Source organism: Pseudomonas sp. IT-P4 (assembly GCF_949767755.1).
GTDB classification, from domain to species: domain Bacteria; phylum Pseudomonadota; class Gammaproteobacteria; order Pseudomonadales; family Pseudomonadaceae; genus Aquipseudomonas; species Aquipseudomonas monachiensis.
In genome coordinates, this window is sequence record NZ_CATKPX010000016.1 from 1 (window position 1) to 23,537 (window position 23,537).

Below are 23,537 nucleotides of genomic sequence, written 5' to 3' on the forward strand. Positions count from 1 at the left end.
AGATGCATACGGACAAAAGAGGGGCACAGGACGATCCGGAACAAGCGTTTATGGCTTGGCAGAAGATTATTAAGGAAAACAAAAGCCGTCAGACAGACGAGCTTGTTCCTTACGCCCCCCTCGTCGAGTTCTATTTCGGTGAATCCAAACTTTCGGACCTCGACTGATGCGCCGGATCTTGTCGCTGTCATGCCTGCTGCTGGTTGCGTGCGATACCAGCAACCCTACTTTTACTTCGACCAAGGAAACGCCCTTGAACCCTTTAACTGAAGCCAAGGCCAATATGGCCTTTACCTGTGTGCACGAGCAGATTCCCGCGCCCTCTGCCGAGACCGATGTGCTGTTCCAATACGCGCGCTGGTTGCAAAAGAACAACCAGCTCAAGCAAGACGAAGCCGTCGATGTGCAAATCGAGCGCCTGTATCGCATCGCCAGTGAGAACGGACATTACAAGGCCAATATCAACCTGCAGAACGGTGCGATGCGCGGTACTTTCAAACTCCGTGGCGAAGAGCATTTGCGCATGAGTGAGCAACTGATCAACGCGGGAGTGGCAACGGGATATTACTTTGTCGGCATTTTCCTGCAGAACGGTTCGGCGGGACTACTGAAAGATCACGAAATGGCGTTGCGTTACTACCGCAAAGCCGCCGATGAAGGTAATGCGCTAGCTCAAGCCTATGTCGCTGACAAGTTGGCGCCGATCAACATTGCCCCGGACGTTGCGCGGCAGTTGCGCCGTTGCGCAGCAGAACAGGGAGATGGTGAGGCTGCTGTCGATCTGGGTATTCATCTTAAAAACAAGGGGCAATACAAGGAGGCACTCGAAATATTCCAGATGGGCGTAGCCGCAGGTAATGAAAGCGCTGCTGCCTGGTTAAATGATGGATTTCGCGGCCCGGAACCAACCAATGAGCTTGATTACCTGGGCCAACAGGAAGACCTCGAACGCGCCGATCGCTACAAAAAAATCTGGAAAATCCTCTCGGGCTACTCCTACGCCAATCCCAAGGTCCCCGAGATCAACGAGATCCTCCCGCTGCCGCCCGCCCCGTTACCCGCCTGGGACGGCAAACTCCAATGGCTCGAAGCCCGCCGGGCCAACGTCCCGCCAGAAAAGCCCAGCGAAGCACTGATCAACCAACTGGCCAAGGCCAAACTCCTCGACCCCGCCTCCGGCCGACCGCTGCCGGACTCTTCCGATTTCATCCGGGAGCCTTACCCCAGGCTGACCTGCAACAGCGGCCAGGCCTGCCCGCAGAGTGGCTATTGGAAAGCCGAAGGCATCGTCGACAAGATCCAACGCTTCGAAAAAGGCGAAATTATGCCGACCCTGAATGTCCAGCGCCGCCATAGCCGCTTCCTGCTCGCCGACCGGGTCACCGTCGGCGAAGAAAACATTAGATGGAGTCTGTTCGGTGAGTCCTGAGATTTCCTGATCTGTTTTTGGCTGCGCGCTGGCCGCTTGTTGCGCCAGCAAGGCAGAAATCTAAAACACCGCCAATTCCGGCAACTGCAAGGAGCAGCACAATGACCAAACTTAAAGCAGGCAAAATAAACGTAGAGTTTGAGACAGTCCCACAAGGAGCTGAAACGGCTGCAGGCGAGGGCAATGTTCAGGTAGACCGCGAAGGTAACTTCGTTGGCGCCCAGGTTTCTGGCGATGTGGTGGAAAAGGTAGAGGGCGGCGTGAAAGTCACTCGCCCGGACGGGGCAATAGTGTTCCTGCATGACGCGGGAAATATCACGATCGAGAATATGATCCCCAAATCAATTGGGGTCGAGGATCTATTCGAGATTGAATCCTTCGCGATGCGAACCGTCGATCAGTTGCGTATTTATCGCGTGGAGTATGTTGGCGGGGGGTATGTCGAGGTGACGTATTCACAGGAGGGTCAGGTGATAGGCCTCATCGGTCACAATATCAAGCAATCCATCAGCAAGGACAATGAGATTCTGGTCCGCCAAGGTGATTCGGCCAGCGGTCAAGTGCATTGATTCTAGCCCGCGACAGGCTGCGTTCCGACGATGGTCATCAATGATGACGCGTGCTGCCTGAATAAACACGGCGGGTCTGAATTCTTCGCGAGCAGGCTCGCTCCTACAGGGGATTGCGTCAGGTAACAAAAAACCCCGCTGCTTTCACAAACGGGGTTTTGGGTATTTCAACTCAGCGCTTAGTGATGCTCACGCGTCGCACGGAATTTCACGTCCGGCCAGCGCTCTTCCATCAGGGCCAGGTTGACCCGCGTCGGTGCGAGGTAGGTCAGGTGACCACCGCCGTCCAGTGCCAGGTTTTCCACAGCCTTGTTGGAGAATTCCTCAAGCTTCTTCTTGTCGCTGCATTCGATCCAGCGTGCCGAGTAAACCGTGATCGGCTCGTAGGAGCACTCGACCTTGTATTCCTCTTTCAAACGACTGGCGACCACATCGAACTGCAGCACACCGACGGCGCCGAGGATGATGTCGTTGCTGCGTTCCGGGAAGAACACCTGGGTCGCGCCTTCTTCGGCCAGCTGTTGCAGGCCCTGGCGCAGTTGCTTGGATTTCAGCGGATCTTTCAAACGCACGCGGCGGAACAGTTCCGGGGCGAAGTGCGGGATACCGGTGAAACCCAGGGCTTCGCCTTCGCTGAAGGTGTCGCCGATCTGGATGGTGCCGTGGTTGTGCAGGCCGATGATGTCGCCGGCAAAGGCTTCTTCCAGTTGCTCACGCTCGGAGGAGAAGAAGGTCAGCGCGTCGCCGATCCGCACGTCCTTGCCGGTGCGCACATGGCGCATCTTCATGCCTTTTTCGTACTTGCCGGAGCAGATACGCATGAAGGCGATACGGTCGCGGTGCTTCGGGTCCATGTTCGCCTGGATCTTGAAGATGAAGCCCGAGAACTTCTCTTCCACCGGCTCCACGGTACGCTCGTTGGCCACGCGTGCCAGCGGGCGCGGCGCCCAATCGACGACGGCGTCGAGGACGTGGTCGACACCGAAGTTGCCAAGTGCCGTACCGAAGAACACCGGGGTCAGCTGACCGTCGAGGAACTCCTGCTGGTTGAACTCGTGGCAGGCGCCCTGCACCAGTTCCAGCTGCTCGATGAAACGCTCGTACTCGTCACCCAGGTGGGCGCGGGCTTCATCGGAGTCGAGCTTCTCGATGATCTTGGTTTCGGTGCGTTCGTGGCCGTGACCGGCGGTGTACACGATGATGTAGTCATCGGCGAGGTGATACACGCCCTTGAAGTCGCGGTAGCAACCAATCGGCCAGGTGATCGGCGCCGCCTTGATCTTCAGGACCGCTTCGATTTCGTCGAGCAGTTCGATCGGGTCGCGGATGTCACGGTCGAGTTTGTTGATGAAGCTGACAATCGGCGTGTCACGCAGACGGCAGACGTCCATCAGGGCGATGGTCCGTGGCTCTACACCTTTACCGCCATCGAGAACCATCAACGCCGAGTCCACCGCGGTCAGGGTGCGGTAGGTATCTTCGGAGAAGTCTTCGTGGCCCGGGGTGTCGAGCAGGTTGATCATGTGTTCGCGATACGGGAACTGCATGACCGACGTGGTAATGGAAATACCACGCTGCTTTTCCATTTCCATCCAGTCGGAGGTGGCATGGCGATCGGATTTACGAGATTTCACCGTACCGGCTACCGCAATCGCCTTGCCCATCAGCAAGAGCTTCTCGGTGATGGTGGTCTTACCGGCATCGGGGTGGGAAATAATGGCGAAAGTGCGGCGTTTCGCGACTTCGGCGGCCTGTTTGGTCATGGGAAATCGCCTGGCAGGTGATTCAAAAAAGGGCGCAGATTATAGCCCAAGTTGATCCAAGAACCGAACCGTTGAGCACATTAGGGGTGGCCAAATGCTCCCGCAGATGGGAACCTTTTAAAGCCCGGAGACGTCCACTCCCCCGTTACGACCACTCGTCGGGGGCCTGAAACACCTGCAAATCGGCCTGACGAGGCTGTGCTCATGGCTCGATGCATGCCGCTTTGCCGGCCTGTTCGAGCTGCTTATCGCGATCATTTTTTCGGCAGCCAGGAATGGCGTTGCCACACGAAAGAGTGTTTGCCGACTGAAAAAAGGAGTCCGCCTGTGGCTATCCACTATGGCAAAGGGCTGATAGGAGGCGCGCTGGTAATCGCCCTTCTGGCCCTGCTGATCCAATGGATCGGCATCAACACGATCGAACTTTACCGCGACGATTTGTTGTTTTATCTGCAAGCTCATCTGGTTCTCGTCCTCGCTTCCATGCTGGCCGCCCTTGTCGTGGGCATTCCTGCCGGCATCCTCCTCAGCCGCCCGTCCATGGTCGGCCGCGCCGAACGCTTCATGCAGTTCTTCAACATCGGCAACACCGTTCCGCCCCTCGCCGTCCTGGCCATCGCCCTGGGCATCCTCGGCATCGGCAGCGGTCCGGCCATCTTCGCCCTGTTCCTCGCCTCACTACTGCCCATCGTACGCAACACCTATGAAGGCCTGAAAAACGTTCAGGGGTCGCTCAAGGAAGCCGCCGTCGGCATCGGCATGACCCCGCGCCAGGTGCTGTGGAAAGTCGAATTGCCCAACGCGGTGCCGATCATCATCGGTGGTGTTCGCGTGGCGTTGGCGATCAACGTGGGGACCGCGCCGCTGGCGTTCCTGATCGGCGCCAACAGTCTCGGCAGCCTGATCTTCCCCGGGATTGCCCTGAACAATCAGCCGCAATTACTGCTCGGCGCGGCCTGCACCGCCTTGTTGGCCTTGTTGCTCGACGGCCTGGTGACACTCGCCAGCCGCCTCTGGCTCGAACGCGGCTTGCGCCCGTCTTAAGCCCCGGCAAAGGAATCGTCATGAAAACATCAAGCTTTTTACTAGGCTGCGTCCTGCTGTTCGCAGGATTTGCCCAAGCCGCCGATAAACCCTTGATCCGCATCGGCGCCCGGGTGTTCACCGAACAAACCCTGCTGGCGGAAATCACTTCGCAGTACCTGCGCACCAAGGGTTACGAAGTGCAAGTGACCGGCGGCCTGGGCAGCAATCTGGCCCGCAGCGCCCACGAAAGCGGCCAGCTGGACATGCTCTGGGAATACACCGGCGTGTCGCTGGTGGCCTACAACCATGTCACTGAAAAACTCGACAGCGAACAGTCCTACGCACGAGTAAAAGAACTCGACGCGAAAAAAGGCCTGGTCTGGCTCACCCCGTCGAAATTCAGCAACACCTACGCCCTCGCCCTGCCGAAGAACGTCGCCGACCAATACCCACGGATCAACACCATCAGTGAGCTGAACACGGTGCTGCGCAAGGAAGCCGGGACCAACAATCTGGTGGCGCTGGATACCGAGTTCGCCAACCGTTCGGACGGTCTGGATGGCATGGTCAAGCTCTACGACATGAACCTGACCCGCAAGAACATCCGGCAGATGGACGCCGGCCTGGTCTACACCGCGCTGCGTAACGGCCAGGTGTTTGCCGGCCTGGTCTACACCACCGACGGTCGCCTCAACGCCTTCAAGCTGAAACTGCTGGAAGACGACAAGCACTACTTCCCCGACTACACCGCCGCACCGGTGGTGCGTCAGGCCTACCTCGATGCGCATCCGCAATTAGCCGCTCAGCTCAAGCCGCTGGCTGAACTGTTCGACGACAACACCATGCGCGAACTCAACGCCCGGGTCGATGTCGAGCACCAAAGTCCTTCAGCCGTCGCCGCCGATTTCCTGCGCCAACACCCGATCAATTAAGGAGGAAAAGTCATGGAATTCCTGAACGCCTTTTCCCATCTCGACTGGCCATTGGTCTTACACCTGACGTGGCAACACATCACCCTGGTCGGCATTGCCGTGACCCTGGCGATTCTGGTCGGCGTGCCATTGGGCATTTTGATGACGCGCTTCCCGAGTCTCGCCGGCCCCTTGCAAGCCAGCGCCACGGTGCTGCTGACCGTGCCGTCGATTGCCCTGTTCGGCCTGCTGCTGCCGTTCTACTCAAAGTTCGGCCAGGGCCTGGGGCCGATGCCGGCGATTACCGCGGTGTTCCTGTACTCGCTGCTGCCGATCATGCGTAACACCTACCTGGCCCTGACCAGCGTCGAACCGGGCATCCGCGAAGCCGCCCGCGGCATCGGCATGACCTTCGGCCAGCGCCTGCGCATGGTCGAACTGCCCATCGCCGTGCCGGTGATCCTCGCCGGAGTGCGCACGGCCGTGGTGATGAACATCGGCGTCATGACCATCGCCGCCACCATTGGCGCCGGCGGCCTGGGCGTACTCATCCTCGCTTCCATCAGCCGCAGCGATATGTCGATGCTGATTGTCGGCGCTGTTCTGGTCAGTGTGCTGGCCATCTTCGCCGACCTGCTTTTGCAATGGCTGCAACGTTCGCTGACTCCAAAAGGACTCCTGAAATGATCGAACTTCAAAACCTCAGCAAGACCTTCCAAAGCAACGGCAAAGATGTGAAAGCCGTGGACTCGGTAAGCCTGACCGTCAATGAAGGCGAAATCTGCGTGTTTCTCGGGCCATCGGGTTGCGGTAAAAGCACCACGCTGAAAATGATCAACCGCCTGATCAATCCGACCTCGGGCAAGATCCTGATCAACGGCGAAGACACCACCGGCCTCGACGAAGTGACCCTGCGCCGCAACATCGGCTACGTGATCCAGCAGATCGGTCTGTTCCCGAACATGACCATCGAGGAGAACATTGTGGTGGTGCCGAAGCTGCTCGGCTGGGATAAACAGAAATGCCACGACCGCGCCCGCGAACTGATGAGCATGATCAAGCTCGAACCCAAGCAGTATCTGCATCGTTACCCACGGGAATTGTCCGGTGGGCAGCAACAGCGGATCGGCGTGATTCGCGCACTGGCCGCCGATGCGCCGCTGTTGCTGATGGACGAACCCTTCGGTGCGGTCGACCCGATCAACCGCGAGATGATCCAGAACGAATTTTTCGAAATGCAGCGGGCGCTGAACAAGACCGTGATCATGGTCAGCCACGACATCGACGAGGCTATCAAGCTCGGCGACAAGATTGCGATCTTCCGCGCCGGCAAGCTGCTGCAGATCGATCACCCGGACACTCTGCTCGCGCATCCGGCGGATGAGTTTGTCAGCAACTTCGTCGGACAGGACAGCACGCTCAAGCGTCTGCTGTTGGTGAAAGCCGAAGACGCGGCGGACAACGCCCCATCCGTCAGCCCGCAAACCCCGGTGGCTGAAGCGCTGGAGTTGATGGACGAGCATGACCGACGCTATGTGGTGGTCACTTGTGCCGAGAATAAAGCCCTGGGTTACGTACGACGTCGCGATCTGCACCGTCAGACCGGCACCTGCGCGCAGTACCAACGCGAGTTCAATGCCACGGCGGCGTACGACGAACATTTGCGCATCCTGCTGTCGCGCATGTACGAGTTCAATCGAGCGTGGTTGCCGGTGATGGATGCCGAGCGGGTGTTTTTGGGTGAGGTGACGCAGGAGTCGATTGCAGCTTACTTGAGCTCAGGTCGTTCGCGAGGAATGAAGACCAACATCGTGTCGCCTGCCGAGGCAGTGGTCGCCTGACAGCTCACATTACCCGGTAAAAATACAAACCCTGTGGGAGCGAGCCCGGACCAAGCTCGCTCCCACAGGTTCCATGCAATTTTCCAGTGATTCGCAGGCCGGAAAAAAATATCAACAGTAGCGTCTGCAAAATCAGTCCGGAAACACGCTCCGGAATGGTCAAATCCCCTCTCAACTCACCTTTTCGCAGCCAACGTCGCCGATGTTGACGCTATCGTATTCACTAGCGACTTAGCGCACAAAAGCGTCGAACGTGCAGGTATTCTTAACACTTCATAATTCCTCGGGAACATCCGACTGTCATCCGGGTCGGTTACAAAGAGTGATGCCCGCAACGCGCGTCAGAAGAGTGCAAAAACGCGACATTTTTTGTTGATCTCAAGCCCCTCACGCCCTAAAGTTCGCGCCGAACGTCCATGCTGGAAACGATCCATCCGGCTCAAGTACTGACGACGAGACAGCAAGGCCAAGGGAAAGCTGCACTTCCCATGGCCTTTTTGCTTTCGGCGACATGCCTTGGGAAGTAGGCGAACCAAAGTGGGGATACGGAGGACGTTCATTTGCACCCATTGATTAACAACGTTTGCCTTTAGGAGCTCCCAGGTATGTCGATCCAGGTCGAAGACTATTTCGCGCGTGAAACCTTTCAGAAAATGAAGGCGTTCGCCGACAAACAGGAAACCCCATTCGTGGTGATCGACACCGCGATGATCAGCCAGGCCTATGACGACCTGCGCGCCGGTTTCGAATTCGCCAAGGTCTACTACGCGGTCAAGGCCAACCCGGCCGTGGAAATCATCGACCTGCTCAAAGAGAAAGGTTCGAGCTTCGACATCGCCTCTATCTATGAGCTGGACAAAGTGCTGGGGCGCGGCGTCAGCGCCGACCAGATCAGCTACGGCAACACCATCAAGAAGTCCAAGGACATCCGCTACTTCTACGAGAAGGGCGTGCGCCTGTTCGCCACCGACTCCGAAGCCGACCTGCGCAACATCGCCAAGGCCGCTCCGGGCTCGAAAGTCTACGTACGCATCCTGACCGAAGGCTCGACCACCGCCGACTGGCCACTGTCGCGCAAATTCGGCTGCCAGACCGACATGGCCATGGACCTGCTGATCCTCGCTCGCGACCTGGGCCTGGTGCCTTACGGCATCTCGTTCCACGTTGGCTCGCAACAGCGCGACATCAGCGTCTGGGACGCCGCGATCGCCAAGGTCAAAGTGATCTTCGAGCGCCTGAAAGAAGAAGACGGCATCCATCTGAAGCTGATCAACATGGGCGGCGGCTTCCCGGCCAACTACATCACCCGCACCAACAGCCTGGAAACCTACGCCGAGGAAATCATCCGTTTCCTGAAGGAAGACTTCGGTGATGACTTGCCGGAAATCATCCTGGAACCAGGCCGTTCGCTGATCGCCAACGCCGGCATCCTGGTCAGTGAAGTGGTGCTGGTTGCGCGTAAATCCCGTACCGCCGTCGAGCGTTGGGTGTACACGGATGTGGGCAAATTCTCCGGCCTGATCGAAACCATGGACGAAGCCATCAAGTTCCCGATCTGGACCGAGAAGAAAGGCGAGATGGAAGAAGTGGTCATCGCCGGTCCTACCTGCGACAGCGCCGACATCATGTACGAAAACTACAAGTACGGCCTGCCGCTGAACCTGGCCATCGGTGATCGCCTGTACTGGCTGTCGACCGGTGCGTACACCACCAGCTACAGCGCTGTTGAATTCAACGGCTTCCCGCCGCTGAAGTCGTTCTACGTGTAAATACTGCGTAGAAAACAAAAGCCCATGACATGTCATGGGCTTTTTTGTGCCTGAAATTCGCCTCGGTAGGAGCTGCCGAAGGCTGCGATCTTTTGACCTTTAGAAGCAAGATCAAAAGATCGCAGCCTTCGGCAGCTCCTACATGGATTGAGTTCGCTGCAGATCGGCGCAGCGGCGAGCGTAATCGTCGGCCAGTGCCTGAATCCTCGGATCGGTCGCGCCCATCAGCGCCTGACTCGCCACCCGCAGAAAATTCAGATTCCCCCCGGCCAGCGCCTTGTGCAGCCAGAGCAACGCATCCTCGATATTCCCTTCGTCGGTCAAGACCGCTGCAAAGCTGAACTGCCCGCGAAAATCCCCACCCTCGGCCGAACGTCGATACCAGTTACGAGCCGCAGCCGGATCCGCGGGACAAACCCGCCCTTCTTCCAGATACCGTCCCAACAGATTCATCGATTTTGCATGGCCCAACTCAGCCGCACGGCGATAGAGACTCAGTGCTTGAAACTGGTCCTCAACCACCCCGCGACCGGTCGCCAGCAGATTGGCGTAGTTGTACATCGCCCAATCCAGCCCTGCACTGGCGGCAAGTCGGTAATGCCTGGCCGCTAGCGATGTATCGGCAGCACAGCCCCAACCATGCTCATGACAACGGCCGAGCATGTTGCGCGCCATCACATGCCCGCGTCGCGCGGCGATATCGAACCAACGCAGTGCCAGCGGCCGATCCTGAGCAATGCCCTGCCCGTCCAGCAAAATCTGCCCGAGCAACGCCTGCGCATCGAGGACGTCTTCGCGGGCCGCGATCAGAATCGCCTGGGCCGCCCGGGCCGGACTTTCGTCGAGCATCGCGCGCAGGCGCTCACCGTCGAGCATTTCCTCGCGGCGTAAACGGAAATCCGCCACTTACACCTCGACCCAGCGCCGCAACAGGTTGTGATAGGTACCGGTGAGGCGGATCAGCGATGGATGATCGGGCACATCGCGGGTCAGTTGCTGGATGGCCCCGTCCATCTCGAACAACAGGGCGCGCTGGCTGTCTTCACGCACCAGGCTTTGCGTCCAGAAAAACGAGGCGAGTCGCGTTCCGCGTGTCACCGCATTGACCTTGTGCAGGCTGGTGCCCGGGTAAAGCACCATGTCGCCGGCAGGCAGCTTCACCCGTTGAGTGCCAAAGGTGTCCTGGATCTCCAGCTCGCCGCCGTCGTAATCCTGCGGCTCGCTGAAGAACAGCGTGGCGGACAAATCCGTGCGCACCCGCTCGATGCCGCCCTTGGGCTGACGCACCGCGTTGTCGATATGGAAGTCGAAACTGCCACCGGCGGTGTAACAGTTCAGCAACGGTGGAAAGACTTTGTGCGGCAAGGCTGCTGACATGAACAGCGGATTTTTCCACAGCCGCTCCAGCATCGCCGCGCCGATCTCCTTGGCCAGCGGATGCCCTTCGGGCAGCTGCAAATTGTGCTTGGCCTTGGCCGACTGGTAGCCGGCGGTGATCTTGCCATCAGCCCAATCGGCCTGCTCCAGAGCCTCGCGAATGCGCTGCACCTCGTCTTTTTCAAACAGGCCGGGAATGTGCAGCAGCATGACAAAGGCACCTGAAACCAAAGGAATGCCAATGGTATTGATTCTTATTGCCTGTGTAAAACACATCTGACGAATGAGTCAGCAGAAACCGTAAGGTTAAATTGTAAAGATTGTAAATTCAGTGCGAATAGCAATATTTCGCAATTGTTACAAATACTTATTTACACTATATTCCGCGGCCTCAAATCCTTGGGGAGGGGAATTCAAATGTCGCGTCAACAACCACAAGTACCGGTCAGTTCACCACGTCTGCTCGCATCGGCCATCGGCATGGCGATAACTGCCGGGTCTGCGGGCCACATGGTTTTCGCGGCGGAAAAAACCGACGAAAAAGCCCCTGACAAAGTGATTTCGCTGGGCGCCACCGCCATCACCGGCGAAGCCCAGGACGAGACAACCTACAACGTAGAGAAAGCCTCCTCGCCCAAGTACACCGCGCCGCTGATCGACACGCCGCGCTCGGTAACCGTCATTCCGCAACAGGTTCTCAAAGACACCGGCGCCCTCAATATGCAGGACGCGCTACGCACCGTTCCTGGCATCACTTTCGGTGCCGGTGAAGGTGGCAACCCCCAGGGTGATCGTCCGTTCATCCGCGGCTTCGACGCCCAGGGCGACACTTACCTGGACGGCGTGCGCGACACCGGTTCCCAGAGCCGCGAAATCTTCGCCGTTGAATCGATCGAAGTCAGCAAGGGCCCGAACTCCGCCATCGGCGGCCGTGGCGCTGCGGGCGGCAGCATCAACCTGGTCAGCAAGAAAGCTCACCTGGGCGACTCGCTCGACGGTGGTTTCACCTGGGGTTCCGACCAGACCCAGCGCTACACCTTTGACGGCAACTACCAGTTCACCGATACCGCCGCCGGCCGTCTGAACCTGCTGAGCCACGAGAGCAACGTCGCCGGACGTGACAGCGTCAACTACGACCGTTGGGGTGTTGCACCGTCCCTGGCCTTCGGCCTGGGCACCGACACCCGCGTCAACCTCGACTACTACCACCTCGAAAGCAACGACCTGCCGGACTCGGGTATTCCGTACAGCATCCCGACCGGAGGCTCGGCCGCCCGTACCAAATCCAACCCGGACAAGCCGAATGACGGCGGCGACAGCAGCAATTTCTATGGCCTGACCGATCGCGACTTCCGCAAGACCCGCACCGACACGGCGACCTTCGCCATCGAGCACGACCTGAGCGACTCGCTGACCATCAAGAACACCCTGCGTCACGGCTCCAGCATGCAGGACTACATCCTGACCCAGCCGGACGACAGTAAAGGCAACGTCAACAACGGCAGTGTCTGGCGTCGGGCGAACACCCGCGTGAGCAACACCGAGACCACCACCAACCAGACCGACCTGTTTGGTGATGTCTACATCGCCGGATTCAAGAACAGCTTCTCCACCGGTGTCGAATACACCCATGAGGAAAGTGAAAAATCCTCGTACAACGTCAACACGGACACCACCCCGGGAACAGCAGCGGTAACCACCAACTGCTCGCCGGCAATGATCGGCGCGCCAAGCGGTTACAACTGTACCTCGCTGTCCAACCCGACCCCGAATGATCCGTGGAGCGGCGCCATCTCGCGCAACTATGCGGGCACCGAAACCAAGGCCAACACCTACGCACTGTATGTGTTCGATACACTGACGTTGTCCGAACAGTGGCTGGTGAACATGGGGCTGCGCTACGACCATTTCGACACCGACTACAAAACCTTCAACGGTTCCAGCGTGACCACGTCCAAAGGCGATGACACCAGCGAATTCGTTACCGGTCAGTTCGGCGTGGTGTACAAACCAGCCGAAAACGGCAGCATCTATGCGTCCTACGCGACATCTGCCACGCCACCGGGCAACACCCTGGGCGAAGGTTCGGAAGGCAACCCGCTGGGCGGCACGCCGGATCGCAACGGTAACCTGCTGAAAAGCGACATGGAGCCGGAAACCACCAAGAACTACGAGATCGGCACCAAGTGGGACCTGCTGAATGATCGTCTGTCCCTGACCGCCGACATCTTCCGCACCGAGAAAGAAAACGCTCGTGTGCAGACCAACACCACGACGTACGAAAACGTCGGCAAAACCCGCGTTCAAGGTGTCGAACTGTCGGCCACCGGCAAGCTCACCGACAAATGGCAGGTCTTCGCCGGTTATGCCTACATGGACAGTGAACAAGTCGATGGCGGCGACATGCCGGCAAACAAAGCCAACGATGGCAACGAACTGCCTAACACGCCGAAAAACAGCGCCAGCCTGTGGACGACCTATCAGGTCACGCCAAGGCTGACCATCGGTGGCGGTGCGTTCTATGTCGATGACGTGTTCGGCAGTGCCGCCAACACCACCATGGTCGATTCCTACGTTCGTTACGACGCGATGGCGGCCTACAAGCTGACCAAGAACGTCGACGTGCAACTGAACGTGCAGAACCTGACCGACGAAACCTACTACGACAAGGCGTTCTCGACTCACTTCGCCAACCAGGCGGCCGGTCGTACCGCTTTGCTGAGCACCAACTTCCACTTCTGATAGATGTAGAAACTGTGGGAGCGGGCTTGCTCCCACATGGACTGCGCTTGAAAGGCCAGGCCCCGTTCAACTGAACGGGGCTTTTGTGCGTAAAAAAGAATGCTTCTCGACAACCCCACGGCATAATGCGCGCCGTGATGAATCAACTTGAACGAACAAGGCGAGCGACGTGTTGAAGAAAACCCTGTTCCAGTTGCACTGGTTTTTCGGCATCAGCGCCGGGCTGGTCCTGGCCCTTATGGGCATCACCGGGGCGGCGGTGTCGTTTCAGGATGAAATCCTGAGCACACTCAACCCGTCTGTATTGCAGGTCGAAAAACAGGTCGCCGGTGTGCTGCCGCCTGTCGAACTGGTGGAGCACATCGAAGCCGCGTCGGGCAAAAAAGTCTCGATGCTCACGGTGGAAACCGACAGCGGCAACGCCGCCAAAGTGTGGTTCACCCCGCCGCCGGGTGAGCGCCGTGGCGAGATGCGCTACTTCGACCCGTACACCGCCGAGCTCCTTGGCGATGCCTCCGGCCAGGGCTTCTTCGGCCTGATGCTGCAACTGCACCGCTTCCTCGCCATGGGCGACACGGGTCGGCAGATCACCGGCGCGTGCACGCTGATCCTGGTGTTCTTCTGCCTGTCCGGCCTGTACCTGCGCTGGCCTCGCCAGTGGAAAAGCTGGCGCGCCTGGCTGACCCTGGACTGGAAGAAAAAGGGCCGCAGTTTCAACTGGGACCTGCACTCGGTGGCCGGTACCTGGTGCCTGGTGTTTTACCTCCTGGCGGCGCTGACCGGGTTGTCCTGGTCCTACGAGTGGTACAACAAGGGACTGACCCGCTTGCTCTCCGACTCACCGCAGAGCGAACGCGTTCGCGGCGGACGCGGGCCTGCGCCAAGCGGTCCGGCACCGACGGCCGATTACGCGGCGATGTGGAGCAGCATCTACAGCGCGGCCGGCCCGCAACTCAGTTCCTATAACGTGCGCATGCCGCCCGTGGCCGGTCAACCGGCGACCGTGTTCTTCCTGCTGAAAACTTCACCTCACGACCGCGCCCTGAACCAGATCACCCTCGACCCGGCCACCGGTGTGGTCAAACGGGTGGATCGCTACAGTGACAAGAGCCTCAAGGCGCAGTTGCTGACCAGCATCTATGCGCTGCACGTTGGCAGTTACTTCGGCATCGTCGGGCGCATCCTCCTGACCATCACCTCACTGACCATGCCACTGTTCTTCATCACCGGCTGGATGCTGTACCTGGATCGTCGGCGCAAAAAACGCAAGATCAAGGATGCACGCAAAGACCTGGTGCAAACCGCCAGCGACGCGCCCGCGTGGCTGATCGGCTTCGCCAGCCAAAGTGGTTTTGCCGAGCAACTTGCGTGGCAGACCGCCGGGCAATTGCAGGCTGCAGGCTTGCCGGTCAAAGTGCAGCCGTTGGCGGACGTCAGCGAGCAGGACTTGCATGAATCGAACAATGCCTTGTTCGTGGTCAGCACCTTCGGCGACGGCGAAGCACCGGACAGCGCCCGCGGTTTCGAGCGCAAGGTACTGGGCCGGGCACCGAGCCTGGGACGCCTGAATTATGCCGTCCTTGGGTTGGGCGACCGGCAGTATCAACACTTCTGCGGTTTCGCCAAACGCCTGCATGCCTGGTTGGGCGAACAGGGTGCAAAGACCCTGTTCGCCCCGGTGGAGGTCGATAGCGGTGACCCTTACGCCTTGCGCCACTGGCAACAGCAACTGGGCCTGTTGACCGGCCAGGCCCCCGTTGATACCTGGCAAGCGCCCAGCTACGACAACTGGACCCTGCTGCATCGTGAACTGCTCAACCCGGACAGCAGCGGTTCGCCGGTGTACTTGTTGGGCCTCAAGCCGCCTTCCACCAGCAGCTGGCTGGCGGGCGACCTGGTGGAAGTGATGCCGCGCAATTGCCCGTGGGCCATCGAGCACTTCCTCGACGGCATGGGGATCCACGGTGAAACCAAGGTGCGACTCAACGGCCTGGAAGAAACCCTCGAACAGGCCCTGGCCAGCCGCCAATTGCCGGAGAACCGCGCCCACCTGGTCGGCCTGCACGCCCAAGCGTTGGCAGAGGCCCTCGTGCCGCTGGCCATGCGCGAGTACTCCATTGCGTCGATCCCGGCCGATGGCGTGCTGGAGTTGATCGTGCGTCAGGAAGTGCATGCCGACGGCAACCTCGGTGTCGGTTCCGGCTGGCTGACCGAACACGCGCCGGTGGGCAGCGCCATCAGCCTGCGCGTACGGCGCAACAGTGGTTTCCATCTGCCGGCCCAACCGGTGCCGATGATCCTGCTGGGCAATGGCACGGGGCTGGCCGGGTTGCGCAGCCTGCTCAAGGCCCGGATTGCCGATGGTCAGCAACGTCAGTGGCTGCTGTTTGGCGAGCGCCATCGCGAGCACGACTACCTGTGCCGAAAGGAGCTGGAGGAGTGGCTGATCAATGGTGACCTGGCGCGTCTCGACCTGGCATTTTCCCGCGACCAGGCCGAAAAGATTTACGTACAGGATCGTCTGCGTGAATCGGCAGCCGAGCTCAAGACGTGGCTGGAGGATGGTGCGGTGATCTACATCTGCGGCAGCCTTCAAGGCATGGCTTCGGGCGTGGACCAGGTACTCAACGAAGTGCTGGGCGCCGACGAAGTGGAGCGCCTGATCGAACAGGGCCGCTACCGCCGCGACGTGTACTGACACCCCCCAAGCCACTGTGGGAGCAAGCCTGCTCGCTCCCACAGTGGCTTGGGTGTGCATCAAACCGGCTGCAACTTCTGCTCAAAAACCGACACCCCGTCCAGATCCCGCAACACCACGCTCAACTCCCCGCTCTGACCATCGATATTCACCTCGCCAAAAAACTGAAAGCCGGCAAACGGCGAGACGTTCTGCGCGGGCGGCACCTTTTCGAACACCACTTCGGGGCCGAAGGTCTTATCCAGCGGATTAGGCCCGAAGCTACCGGCATTCAACGGTCCGGCGACGAACTCCCAGAACGGTTCGAAATCCTGGAACGCTGCCCGATCCGGGTGGTAATGATGGGCCGCGCAGTAATGCACATCCGCAGTCAGAAACAGGAAATTGCGCACCTGCTGCGCCCGCAGGAAACCGAGCAATTCAGCGATTTCCAGTTCACGCCCCTGGGCCGGGCCTGGGTCACCGTTGGCCACCGCTTCCCAGCGCGCGACACCGGGGCTGACTTCGCCGTCGGGTACGCCCAGGCCAATAGGCATGTCGGCGGCGATGACTTTCCATTGCGCATTCGACGCCTGCATTTCGCGCTGGAGCCAGTCCAGTTGCTCACGCCCGAGGAAGGGTTTTTCAGCGCCCAGGTTGTCATCGTTGGCACCGCGATAACTGCGCATGTCGAGTACAAATACATCGAGCAGCGGGCCGTAACCGAGCTTGCGATAGATCCGCCCGCCACCATCGCCGCTCTGCAAGCGCATTGGCGCGTATTCGAGCCAGGCCTGGCGTGCGCGGCCCACCAGGCTGTGGATATCCTTGTCCTGGTAACGCGCATCCAGCTGCTTGCCCGGCGACCAGTTGTTCACCACTTCGTGGTCGTCCCACTGCCAGATCTGCGGGACCTCGGCGTTGAAGCGACGGATGTTTTCGTCCATCAGGTTGTAGCGATAATTGCCGCGATACTCATCGAGGGTCTCGGCGACTTTGCTCTTGGCTTCGGTGGTGATGTTGCGCCATACCCGGCCGTCTTCCGTGGTGAGCTGCGCCGGGATCGGGCCGTCGGCGTAAATGGTGTCGCCGCTGTGGATAAAAAAGTCCGGCAGGCGCAGGCGCATTGCTTCGTAGATGCGCATGCCGCCAATGTCCGGGTTGATGCCGAAGCCCTGGCCGACGGTGTCGCCGCTCCAGACGAAACGGATGTCACGGCGGGTTTGCGGCACGCTGCGCAAGTGACCGAACCAGGGTTCGCTGGCAACGCCGCTCTGGGCGTCCTCGAACTGCACGCGATAGAAAATCGCCTGATCGGCGGGCAGCCCGGTGAGTTCGACCCGGGCTGTGAAATCGGTGCGTGCATCGGCCAGGGGCGAGACGAATCGCCGAGGGTTGGGAAACAGGCTGCGGGTGTCCCACTCCACCACCATCCGCGCAGGGCGGTCGCAGCGGCTCCAGATGATCGCCCGGTCGCCCAGCAGGTCGCCGGACTGCACGCCGTCGGTGAGTTGCGGCCGATCCTTGACCGAAGCGATCACCGCCGGCGCCAGCCCCGGCAACAACAGCCCGGCGCCGACCGCTTGCATGACACGACGGCGCCCGAGGTTGAAATCGCTCATGGAGTTCTCCCTGAAAAAGGAAAAACTAAAGCATGGCCCTATGACCCTGGCATGACACAGATCCCGCCAACACCACAGTTAATGGTGTCAGGCCCTGGCCGGCTCCAGTGCCAACTCCACCGTCTCCGGCCGTTTCACCAGCGCATACACCACCGCCGTCAACAGGCTCCCCGCCACAATCGCCAACAAATAAAGCAGCGCATGGTTGATCGCATTCGGGATCGCCAACACGAACAACCCACCGTGGGGCGCCATCAGTTTGCAGCCGAAGTACATCGACAACGCACCGGTCAGCGCACCGCCGGCGATGCTCGCCGGAATCACCCGCAGCGGGTCTTTGGCCGCAAACGGAATCGCCCCTTCGGAGATGAAGCACAGCCCCAGCACCAGCGCCGCTTTACCGGCTTCGCGCTCGGTCTGGGCGAACTTGCGCCGGGCAATGAACGTGGCGATGCCCAGACCGATCGGCGGCACCATGCCGGCCGCCATGGTCGCCGCCATCGGCGCGTAGCTCTGCGACGCCAGCAAGCCCACCGAGAACGCATAGGCTGCCTTGTTGATCGGCCCGCCGAGGTCGACGCACATCATGCCGCCCAGCAGCACACCGAGCAGAATCGCATTGGTGGTGCCCATGCTGTCGAGGAAATGCGTAAGCCCGGCAAGCATCCCGGCCACCGGCTTGCCGACCACGTAGATCATCACCAGACCGGTGAACAGACTCGCCAGCAGCGGAATGATCAGGATCGGCTTGAGCGCCTCGAGACTTTGCGGTAACCGCGCATATCGGTTGATCGCCTTGGCCGCATAACCAGCCAGAAAACCGGCGATGATCCCGCCGATGAAACCGGCGCCCAGGGTGCTCGCCAGCATACCGCCGATCATCCCCGGCGCGAGGCCAGGACGGTCGGCAATGGAATAGGCGATATAACCCGCCAACAGAGGCACCATCAGCTTGAACGCAGTGTCGCCGCCGATCTGCATCAACGCCGCCGCCAGCGTGCCCTCTTCCTTGAATGCGGTGATGCCGAACACGAACGACAAGGCGATCATCAAGCCGCCGGCCACCACCATCGGCAACATGAACGACACGCCGGTCAGAAGGTGTTTATAGACGCCCGTCTTCTCTTGTTTGGCCGTTGTCTTGGCGGTGCTCGAAGCGCTTTCCTGCTGGCCTTCGGCCAGGGCTTTTTTCAAGGTCGCTTCAGCTTGCTTGAGAGCAATGCCGGTGCCGCAGCGATAGATTTTCTTACCGGCGAAACGCTCGGTGGCGACTTCGATATCGGCCGCCAGCAGCACCACATCGGCCTCGGCAATGGCTTGCGCGCTCAACGGATTGCGCGCACCGACCGACCCCTGGGTTTCCACCTGCAGGTCATAGCCCAGGCGCTTGGCCGCTTGCTGCAAGGCCTCGGCGGCCATGAACGTGTGAGCGACACCCGTCGGGCACGCGGTGACGGCCACCAGTCGCGGCGCGTTCTCGACGACCGCCACCGGTTCGACGACGGACACTTCAGCGGCGTAAACCTGAGCCTCCTGCGCTCCTCGCTGCAGCACGGCTTCCACATCCTGCAGGGCCTGGGCCGGAGTGCTCTGGAACAGCCGCTTACCGACAAACCGCGACATGTCCACGGGCGCGCTGGTCACCAGCAGTACCCACTCGGCCGCATCGAGGGTGGCCGCCGACAGTTGTTTTTCGGGATGCGCGGCATCGGTGACTTCGACGCTGGTGCTCCAGCCTTGGCGCTGGGCCGCGGCATCGAGCAGCCGGGCACACAGCACACTGGTGACCATGCCGTTCGGGCAGGCCGTAACGATGGCTAACTTCATGACAAACCCTCTTATTGTTCTGTCAGGGGACGCACGCGCACACCCTGTTCGAGCTGCGCCAGTTGCGCTGCGTCGCCAATGCCGAATCCGATCTGGGTCACTGCCATCGCGGCAATCGCCGTGGCGGTGCGTAAGGTCTGCTCAGGCGTATCGGCACTGAGCAAACCGTGGAGCATCCCAGCCAGCAACGAATCACCCGCGCCCACCGTGCTGGCGACGCTGACCTTGGGTGGCGTGGCATGCAGTGCCGAACCGACGCTGAACCAGTTCACACCCTCGGCACCATGGGAAATCACCACATGCTCGATGCCCTGAGCGTGCAAGCGCTCCGCCGCCAAGGCCTGGGCACTGACCGACACAACCTCGCAGTCCAGCACCTCGGCCAGCTCTTCGGTGTTGGGTTTGATCAGCCACGGCCCCGCTTTCAGCGCTGCACGCAGCGCCTCGCCGCTGGTGTCGAGGGCGACGTTCAGCCCCAGGTTTTTCAAGCGCAAGATCAACGCCTGCAACCATTGAGCACTGACGCCCAATGGCAAGCTTCCGGCGACAACCACCGCATCGTGGCCCGGGGCAATCTGCTCCAGTCGATCGATCAAGGCCTGCTGCGCCGCTTCGCTGACCTGCGGCCCCGGCCCGTTGATGTCGGTGATGCGCCCTTCGCTTTCCGCCAGTTTGATATTGCTGCGGGTCTCGCCCGGAACACGGATAAAGGCATCGACAAAACCGCGTTTGGCGAACAATGTTTCGAACGCTTGCAGGTTGTCTTCGCCAAGAAAGCCACTGACGGTCAGCTGATGCCCAAGGTCCGCCAGCACTTGCGCCACGTTCACGCCTTTGCCGGCGGCGTGGGTGTGCATCACATCGCTGCGGTTGACCTGGCCGGCTTCAAGGCGCGGCAACTGGACGGTCAGGTCCAGCGCCGGGTTGAGGGTCAGGGTAAGAATCCGGGCCATTACAGGGCCTCCACTAATGCGCGCACTTCATTGGCGCTGCCCACGGCCAGGGCCTGTCGGGCAAGGGTTTGAGTCTGAGTGAAGTCCAGTTCGCGAATCCGCGCCTTGACTTCGGCAATGCTGCGCGCCCCGACGCTGAGTTCATCCACCCCGAGGCCGACCAGCACCGGCACTGCCAGCGGGTCGGCCGCCAGCTCACCGCATACACCGACCCATTTGCCGTGGGCATGGGCCGCGCGCACGGTGATGTCGATCAGTTGCAGCACCGCCGGATGCAAGCCATCGGCCTGGGCCGACAGCGTCGGATGGCCACGGTCGATGGCCAGGGTGTATTGGGTCAGGTCGTTGGTACCGACGCTGAAAAAGTCGACCTCCCGGGCCAGCACCGGCGCCAGCAATGCCGCCGACGGCACTTCGATCATGATCCCCAATTGCAGGTCGGCGACCGGGATTTCCCGGCGCAGGCGTTCGGTCATGTCACGGGCCTGGCGCCACTCGTCGACGCTGCCCACCATCGGGAACATGATCCGCAGCGCACGGTTATCGGCAGCCCGCAGCAAGGCGCGCAGTTGCGCTTCCATGATCTGCGGGCGCTGCAGGGTCAGGCGAATGCCGCGCACGCCGAGGAAGGGGTTCTCTTCCTTCGCAATCGGCCAGTACGGCAGCGGTTTGTCGCCACCGACATCGAGGGTTCGCACCACCAGCGGTCGCCCGGCCAGACCGTCGAGGACGCGGCGGTACTCGATTTCCTGGGTCGCCTCGTCGGGCGCTTGCGGGTGGGCCATGAAAATCAGTTCGGTGCGCAACAGGCCGATGCCTTCGGCGCCCTGCTCCACCGCGCCGGTCACGCCAGCGCTTTCACCAATGTTGGCGAACACTTCGACGGCGTGGCCATCGGTGGTCAGCGCCGGTTGATGACGCCGTTCCGCAGCCGCCTTCAAGCGCTGCTCGCGGGTATCGCGTTCGACCGTGGCGCGCTGCAAGGTCGCCGGGTCAGCGTCCACATGCAGGCGACCACGCTGGCCATCGAGCAGCAACGGCGTGCCCGGCGCCAGCAGCAACACGCCGGGGCCAGCGCCGACCAGCGCCGGAATGCCCAGCGCCCGGGCGACAATCGCACTGTGCGCAGTAGCGCCACCCCGGGCGGTGAGGATCCCCGCCACGCGAGCGGGGTCCAGACGCGCGACGTCGGACGGGCCGACCTCGTCCATCACCAGAATGTACGGTTGGTCCGGTTCACTCGGGGTTTCGATGCCGCTTAGTTGCATCAACACCCGACGCCCGATATCGCGCAAGTCGGCCGCTCGCTCGGCGAGCAAGGCATCCTGCAATGCTTCCTGCTGCCGGGCCGCCGCTTCAATCACGGCCATCCACGCCGCCTCGGCGCTTTCGCCCTGCTTGAGGCGCGTATCGACCTCATCAGTCAATTCCGGATCGTCGAGCATCTCCTGGTGGGTGATGAAGATTTCGCGGATGGCTTTGCTCTTGCTGCGCTCGATCAGGCCCTGGATGTCACGGCGTACCTGTGCCAGGGCTTGCTGGAGACGCTCACGCTCGATGCCGGCGGATTCGCCACGCAACGGGTAATCGATGGTTTGCAGCACTTGAATATGCGCCGGGCCGATAGCGATCCCTGGAGCGGCGGCAATCGCCTGAACCACGCTGCCGGATATCGGGGCGAGGACCACTTCAGCCATATCGGCAACCACTTCGTGCACCTGGCTTACCGGCGGCAGCGGTTCGACTTCCTCACCGAGGCCTTCTTCGATGGCGGCCAACAAGGCCGGCAACGCATCCGCCGCGATGCCCGGTTCGGCGATGATTTCCAGGACCTGCCCCCGACGGGCGCCGAGGCTGAGCAACTTGCTCAAGCTCTTTACCGATACCGCGCTGTCGTGGCCATCGACGATGCGCACGCGGATGTCACCTTCAAAACTCTTTGCCAGTTGCGCGAGGATTTTCGCCGGCCGCGCATGCAGACCGTGGGCGTTGGCCAATGCAATTCGTGCGCTGGGCCAGTCGGCGGGCACTTCACCACCGAGCACTTCGAGGACTTTGCGACTGCTGGTGGCGCGGCCCAACTCATGGCCACGTCCTTCGATCAACAACGCGCACAGGCGTTCGAGCAGGGCTTGATGGGCCTCACCGAGGCTGGCCAGGCAGAACAGTCCATTGAGTGGCTGGCCGAGATAGCGCAGCGGTCTGTCCGGGGTGACAAAGGCCAGGCCCGGACGCTTCACCGTCTGCTCGCTGTGCAGCCACCACAGGCCATCGCCCAGGGGCAGCGCTTCGACCTGCTGCAACACGGCGGAGAAACCGTTGCTCACGCAGTCGGCCTGCCGCAACAAGCGTGCGCCGCGCCAGACCAGCTCTTCGAAATCTTCAGCCGCCACACCGAGGCCGATCATCTGCGCATCCAGCGCCAACTCCTGCGGCGCGCCTTGGAGCAACTTCAGCAAGGCTTCGGCGGAACCGGCGCGACGCAGGGCCTGGCCCAGATCAGTCTCGCCGAGGGCGCGGGTGAGCAATTGCAAAAGATGCAGATGCTCATCGGATTTGGCGGCGATACCGATCGCCAGGTAAACGATATGACCGTCGCCCCAGTCCACGCCATCGGGAAACTGCATCAGGCGCACACCGGTGGTGAACACCAGGTCGCGGGTTTCGGGCGTACCGTGGGGGATGGCAATACCTTGACCGAGAAAGGTCGAGCCCTGGGCTTCCCGTGCCTGCAAACCGGCGAGATACCCCTCGGCAACCAGGCCGTCGGCGACCAGATGCCGGGCCAGCAATTGCAGCGCTGCGGACTTATCCACAGCCGATTGGCCTATGGAAATCTGCTCTACAGTGAGCTCGAGCATGCTTTCTCCTTTTTGGCGCCTTGGGGCACCAGGTATTGTTTTGAATGAGTCAGCTTAGGCGCTTGGTCATCGCTTTTGGCGGTTTCACGGCAGAACCGGCCAAAGGCGCCTAAAACGTAGAAAATACGCCTGCTGAAACGTTTAATCTAGTTCGATTGGCACGTTACTCG

The 23,537-nt window shown here is 60.6% G+C and carries 16 protein-coding genes; 9 read left to right on the plus strand and 7 right to left on the minus strand.

Features of this window, described 5'->3' with window-relative positions; genetic code table 11:
* Positions 1-166 precede the first annotated feature (166 nt).
* On the plus strand, positions 167-1,429 hold the full coding sequence (locus ACM6IT_RS02390; protein WP_414917413.1) for a DUF6396 domain-containing protein: 1,263 nt from the start codon (positions 167-169) through the stop codon (positions 1,427-1,429).
* A gap of 101 nt (positions 1,430-1,530) precedes the next feature.
* A complete protein-coding gene (locus ACM6IT_RS02395) occupies positions 1,531-1,998 on the plus strand; it encodes a hypothetical protein (protein ID WP_414913275.1) in 468 nt (155 codons plus the stop codon).
* Between the two features lie 179 nt (positions 1,999-2,177).
* Here the strand turns inward: ACM6IT_RS02395 and ACM6IT_RS02400 are convergent, their stop codons facing one another.
* Entirely contained in the window at positions 2,178-3,761 is a 1,584-nt protein-coding gene (locus tag ACM6IT_RS02400) for a peptide chain release factor 3 (RefSeq protein WP_056728283.1), read from the minus strand.
* A gap of 327 nt (positions 3,762-4,088) precedes the next feature.
* Here ACM6IT_RS02400 and ACM6IT_RS02405 point away from each other — a divergent pair, with 327 nt between their 5' ends.
* The 5 genes from ACM6IT_RS02405 to ACM6IT_RS02425 all read left to right on the plus strand — a co-directional run bounded on the left by ACM6IT_RS02405 (position 4,089) and on the right by ACM6IT_RS02425 (position 9,308).
* A complete protein-coding gene (locus ACM6IT_RS02405; protein WP_056728281.1) occupies positions 4,089-4,805 on the plus strand; it encodes an ABC transporter permease in 717 nt (238 codons plus the stop codon).
* Positions 4,806-4,825: 20 nt separating this feature from the next.
* On the plus strand, positions 4,826-5,719 hold the full coding sequence (locus ACM6IT_RS02410) for a glycine betaine ABC transporter substrate-binding protein (RefSeq protein WP_056728278.1): 894 nt from the start codon (positions 4,826-4,828) through the stop codon (positions 5,717-5,719).
* 12 nt (positions 5,720-5,731) lie between these two features.
* Positions 5,732-6,385: an ABC transporter permease gene (locus ACM6IT_RS02415; protein WP_056728273.1), complete on the plus strand. Its 654-nt coding sequence runs from the start codon at positions 5,732-5,734 to the stop codon at positions 6,383-6,385.
* Positions 6,382-7,539 (plus strand): betaine/proline/choline family ABC transporter ATP-binding protein, encoded by a 1,158-nt coding sequence (locus ACM6IT_RS02420; protein WP_056728271.1) that lies wholly within the window; start codon positions 6,382-6,384, stop codon positions 7,537-7,539. The genes ACM6IT_RS02415 and ACM6IT_RS02420 overlap by 4 nt, the downstream gene beginning before the upstream one ends.
* A gap of 605 nt (positions 7,540-8,144) precedes the next feature.
* Positions 8,145-9,308 carry a type III PLP-dependent enzyme gene (locus ACM6IT_RS02425; protein WP_056728269.1) on the plus strand — a complete coding sequence of 388 codons (1,164 nt, stop codon included), beginning with the start codon at positions 8,145-8,147 and terminating at the stop codon, positions 9,306-9,308.
* A gap of 138 nt (positions 9,309-9,446) precedes the next feature.
* Here the strand turns inward: ACM6IT_RS02425 and ACM6IT_RS02430 are convergent, their stop codons facing one another.
* Together ACM6IT_RS02430 and ACM6IT_RS02435 are read right to left on the minus strand one after the other, a co-directional pair.
* The gene (locus ACM6IT_RS02430) at positions 9,447-10,184 is read right to left on the minus strand and encodes a tetratricopeptide repeat protein (RefSeq protein ID WP_414913298.1); all 738 of its coding nucleotides are present in this window, start codon (positions 10,182-10,184) and stop codon (positions 9,447-9,449) included.
* Positions 10,185-10,214: 30 nt separating this feature from the next.
* Entirely contained in the window at positions 10,215-10,895 is a 681-nt protein-coding gene (locus ACM6IT_RS02435; protein ID WP_056728267.1) for a Fe2+-dependent dioxygenase, read from the minus strand.
* Between the two features lie 207 nt (positions 10,896-11,102).
* Here ACM6IT_RS02435 and ACM6IT_RS02440 point away from each other — a divergent pair, with 207 nt between their 5' ends.
* Positions 11,103-13,427: a TonB-dependent receptor gene (locus ACM6IT_RS02440; protein WP_414913279.1), complete on the plus strand. Its 2,325-nt coding sequence runs from the start codon at positions 11,103-11,105 to the stop codon at positions 13,425-13,427.
* A gap of 169 nt (positions 13,428-13,596) precedes the next feature.
* Positions 13,597-16,125, plus strand: a complete 2,529-nt coding sequence (locus ACM6IT_RS02445; RefSeq protein ID WP_414917414.1) for a PepSY domain-containing protein — start codon at positions 13,597-13,599, stop codon at positions 16,123-16,125.
* Positions 16,126-16,184: 59 nt separating this feature from the next.
* Here ACM6IT_RS02445 and ACM6IT_RS02450 read toward each other — a convergent pair whose 3' ends face one another.
* The 4 genes from ACM6IT_RS02450 to ptsP form a co-directional block, all read right to left on the minus strand.
* Positions 16,185-17,726, minus strand: coding sequence for an alkaline phosphatase D family protein (locus ACM6IT_RS02450; protein WP_414917415.1), 1,542 nt, complete (start codon positions 17,724-17,726; stop codon positions 16,185-16,187).
* An 87-nt stretch (positions 17,727-17,813) separates the two neighbouring features.
* Positions 17,814-19,553: a PTS fructose-like transporter subunit IIB gene (locus ACM6IT_RS02455; protein WP_056728262.1), complete on the minus strand. Its 1,740-nt coding sequence runs from the start codon at positions 19,551-19,553 to the stop codon at positions 17,814-17,816.
* Between the two features lie 11 nt (positions 19,554-19,564).
* A complete protein-coding gene (gene pfkB / locus ACM6IT_RS02460) occupies positions 19,565-20,506 on the minus strand; it encodes a 1-phosphofructokinase (RefSeq protein WP_056728261.1) in 942 nt (313 codons plus the stop codon).
* On the minus strand, positions 20,506-23,367 hold the full coding sequence (gene ptsP, locus ACM6IT_RS02465; RefSeq protein ID WP_414917416.1) for a phosphoenolpyruvate--protein phosphotransferase: 2,862 nt from the start codon (positions 23,365-23,367) through the stop codon (positions 20,506-20,508). Before ptsP ends, pfkB begins: the two co-directional genes overlap by 1 nt.
* Positions 23,368-23,537 lie beyond the last annotated feature (170 nt).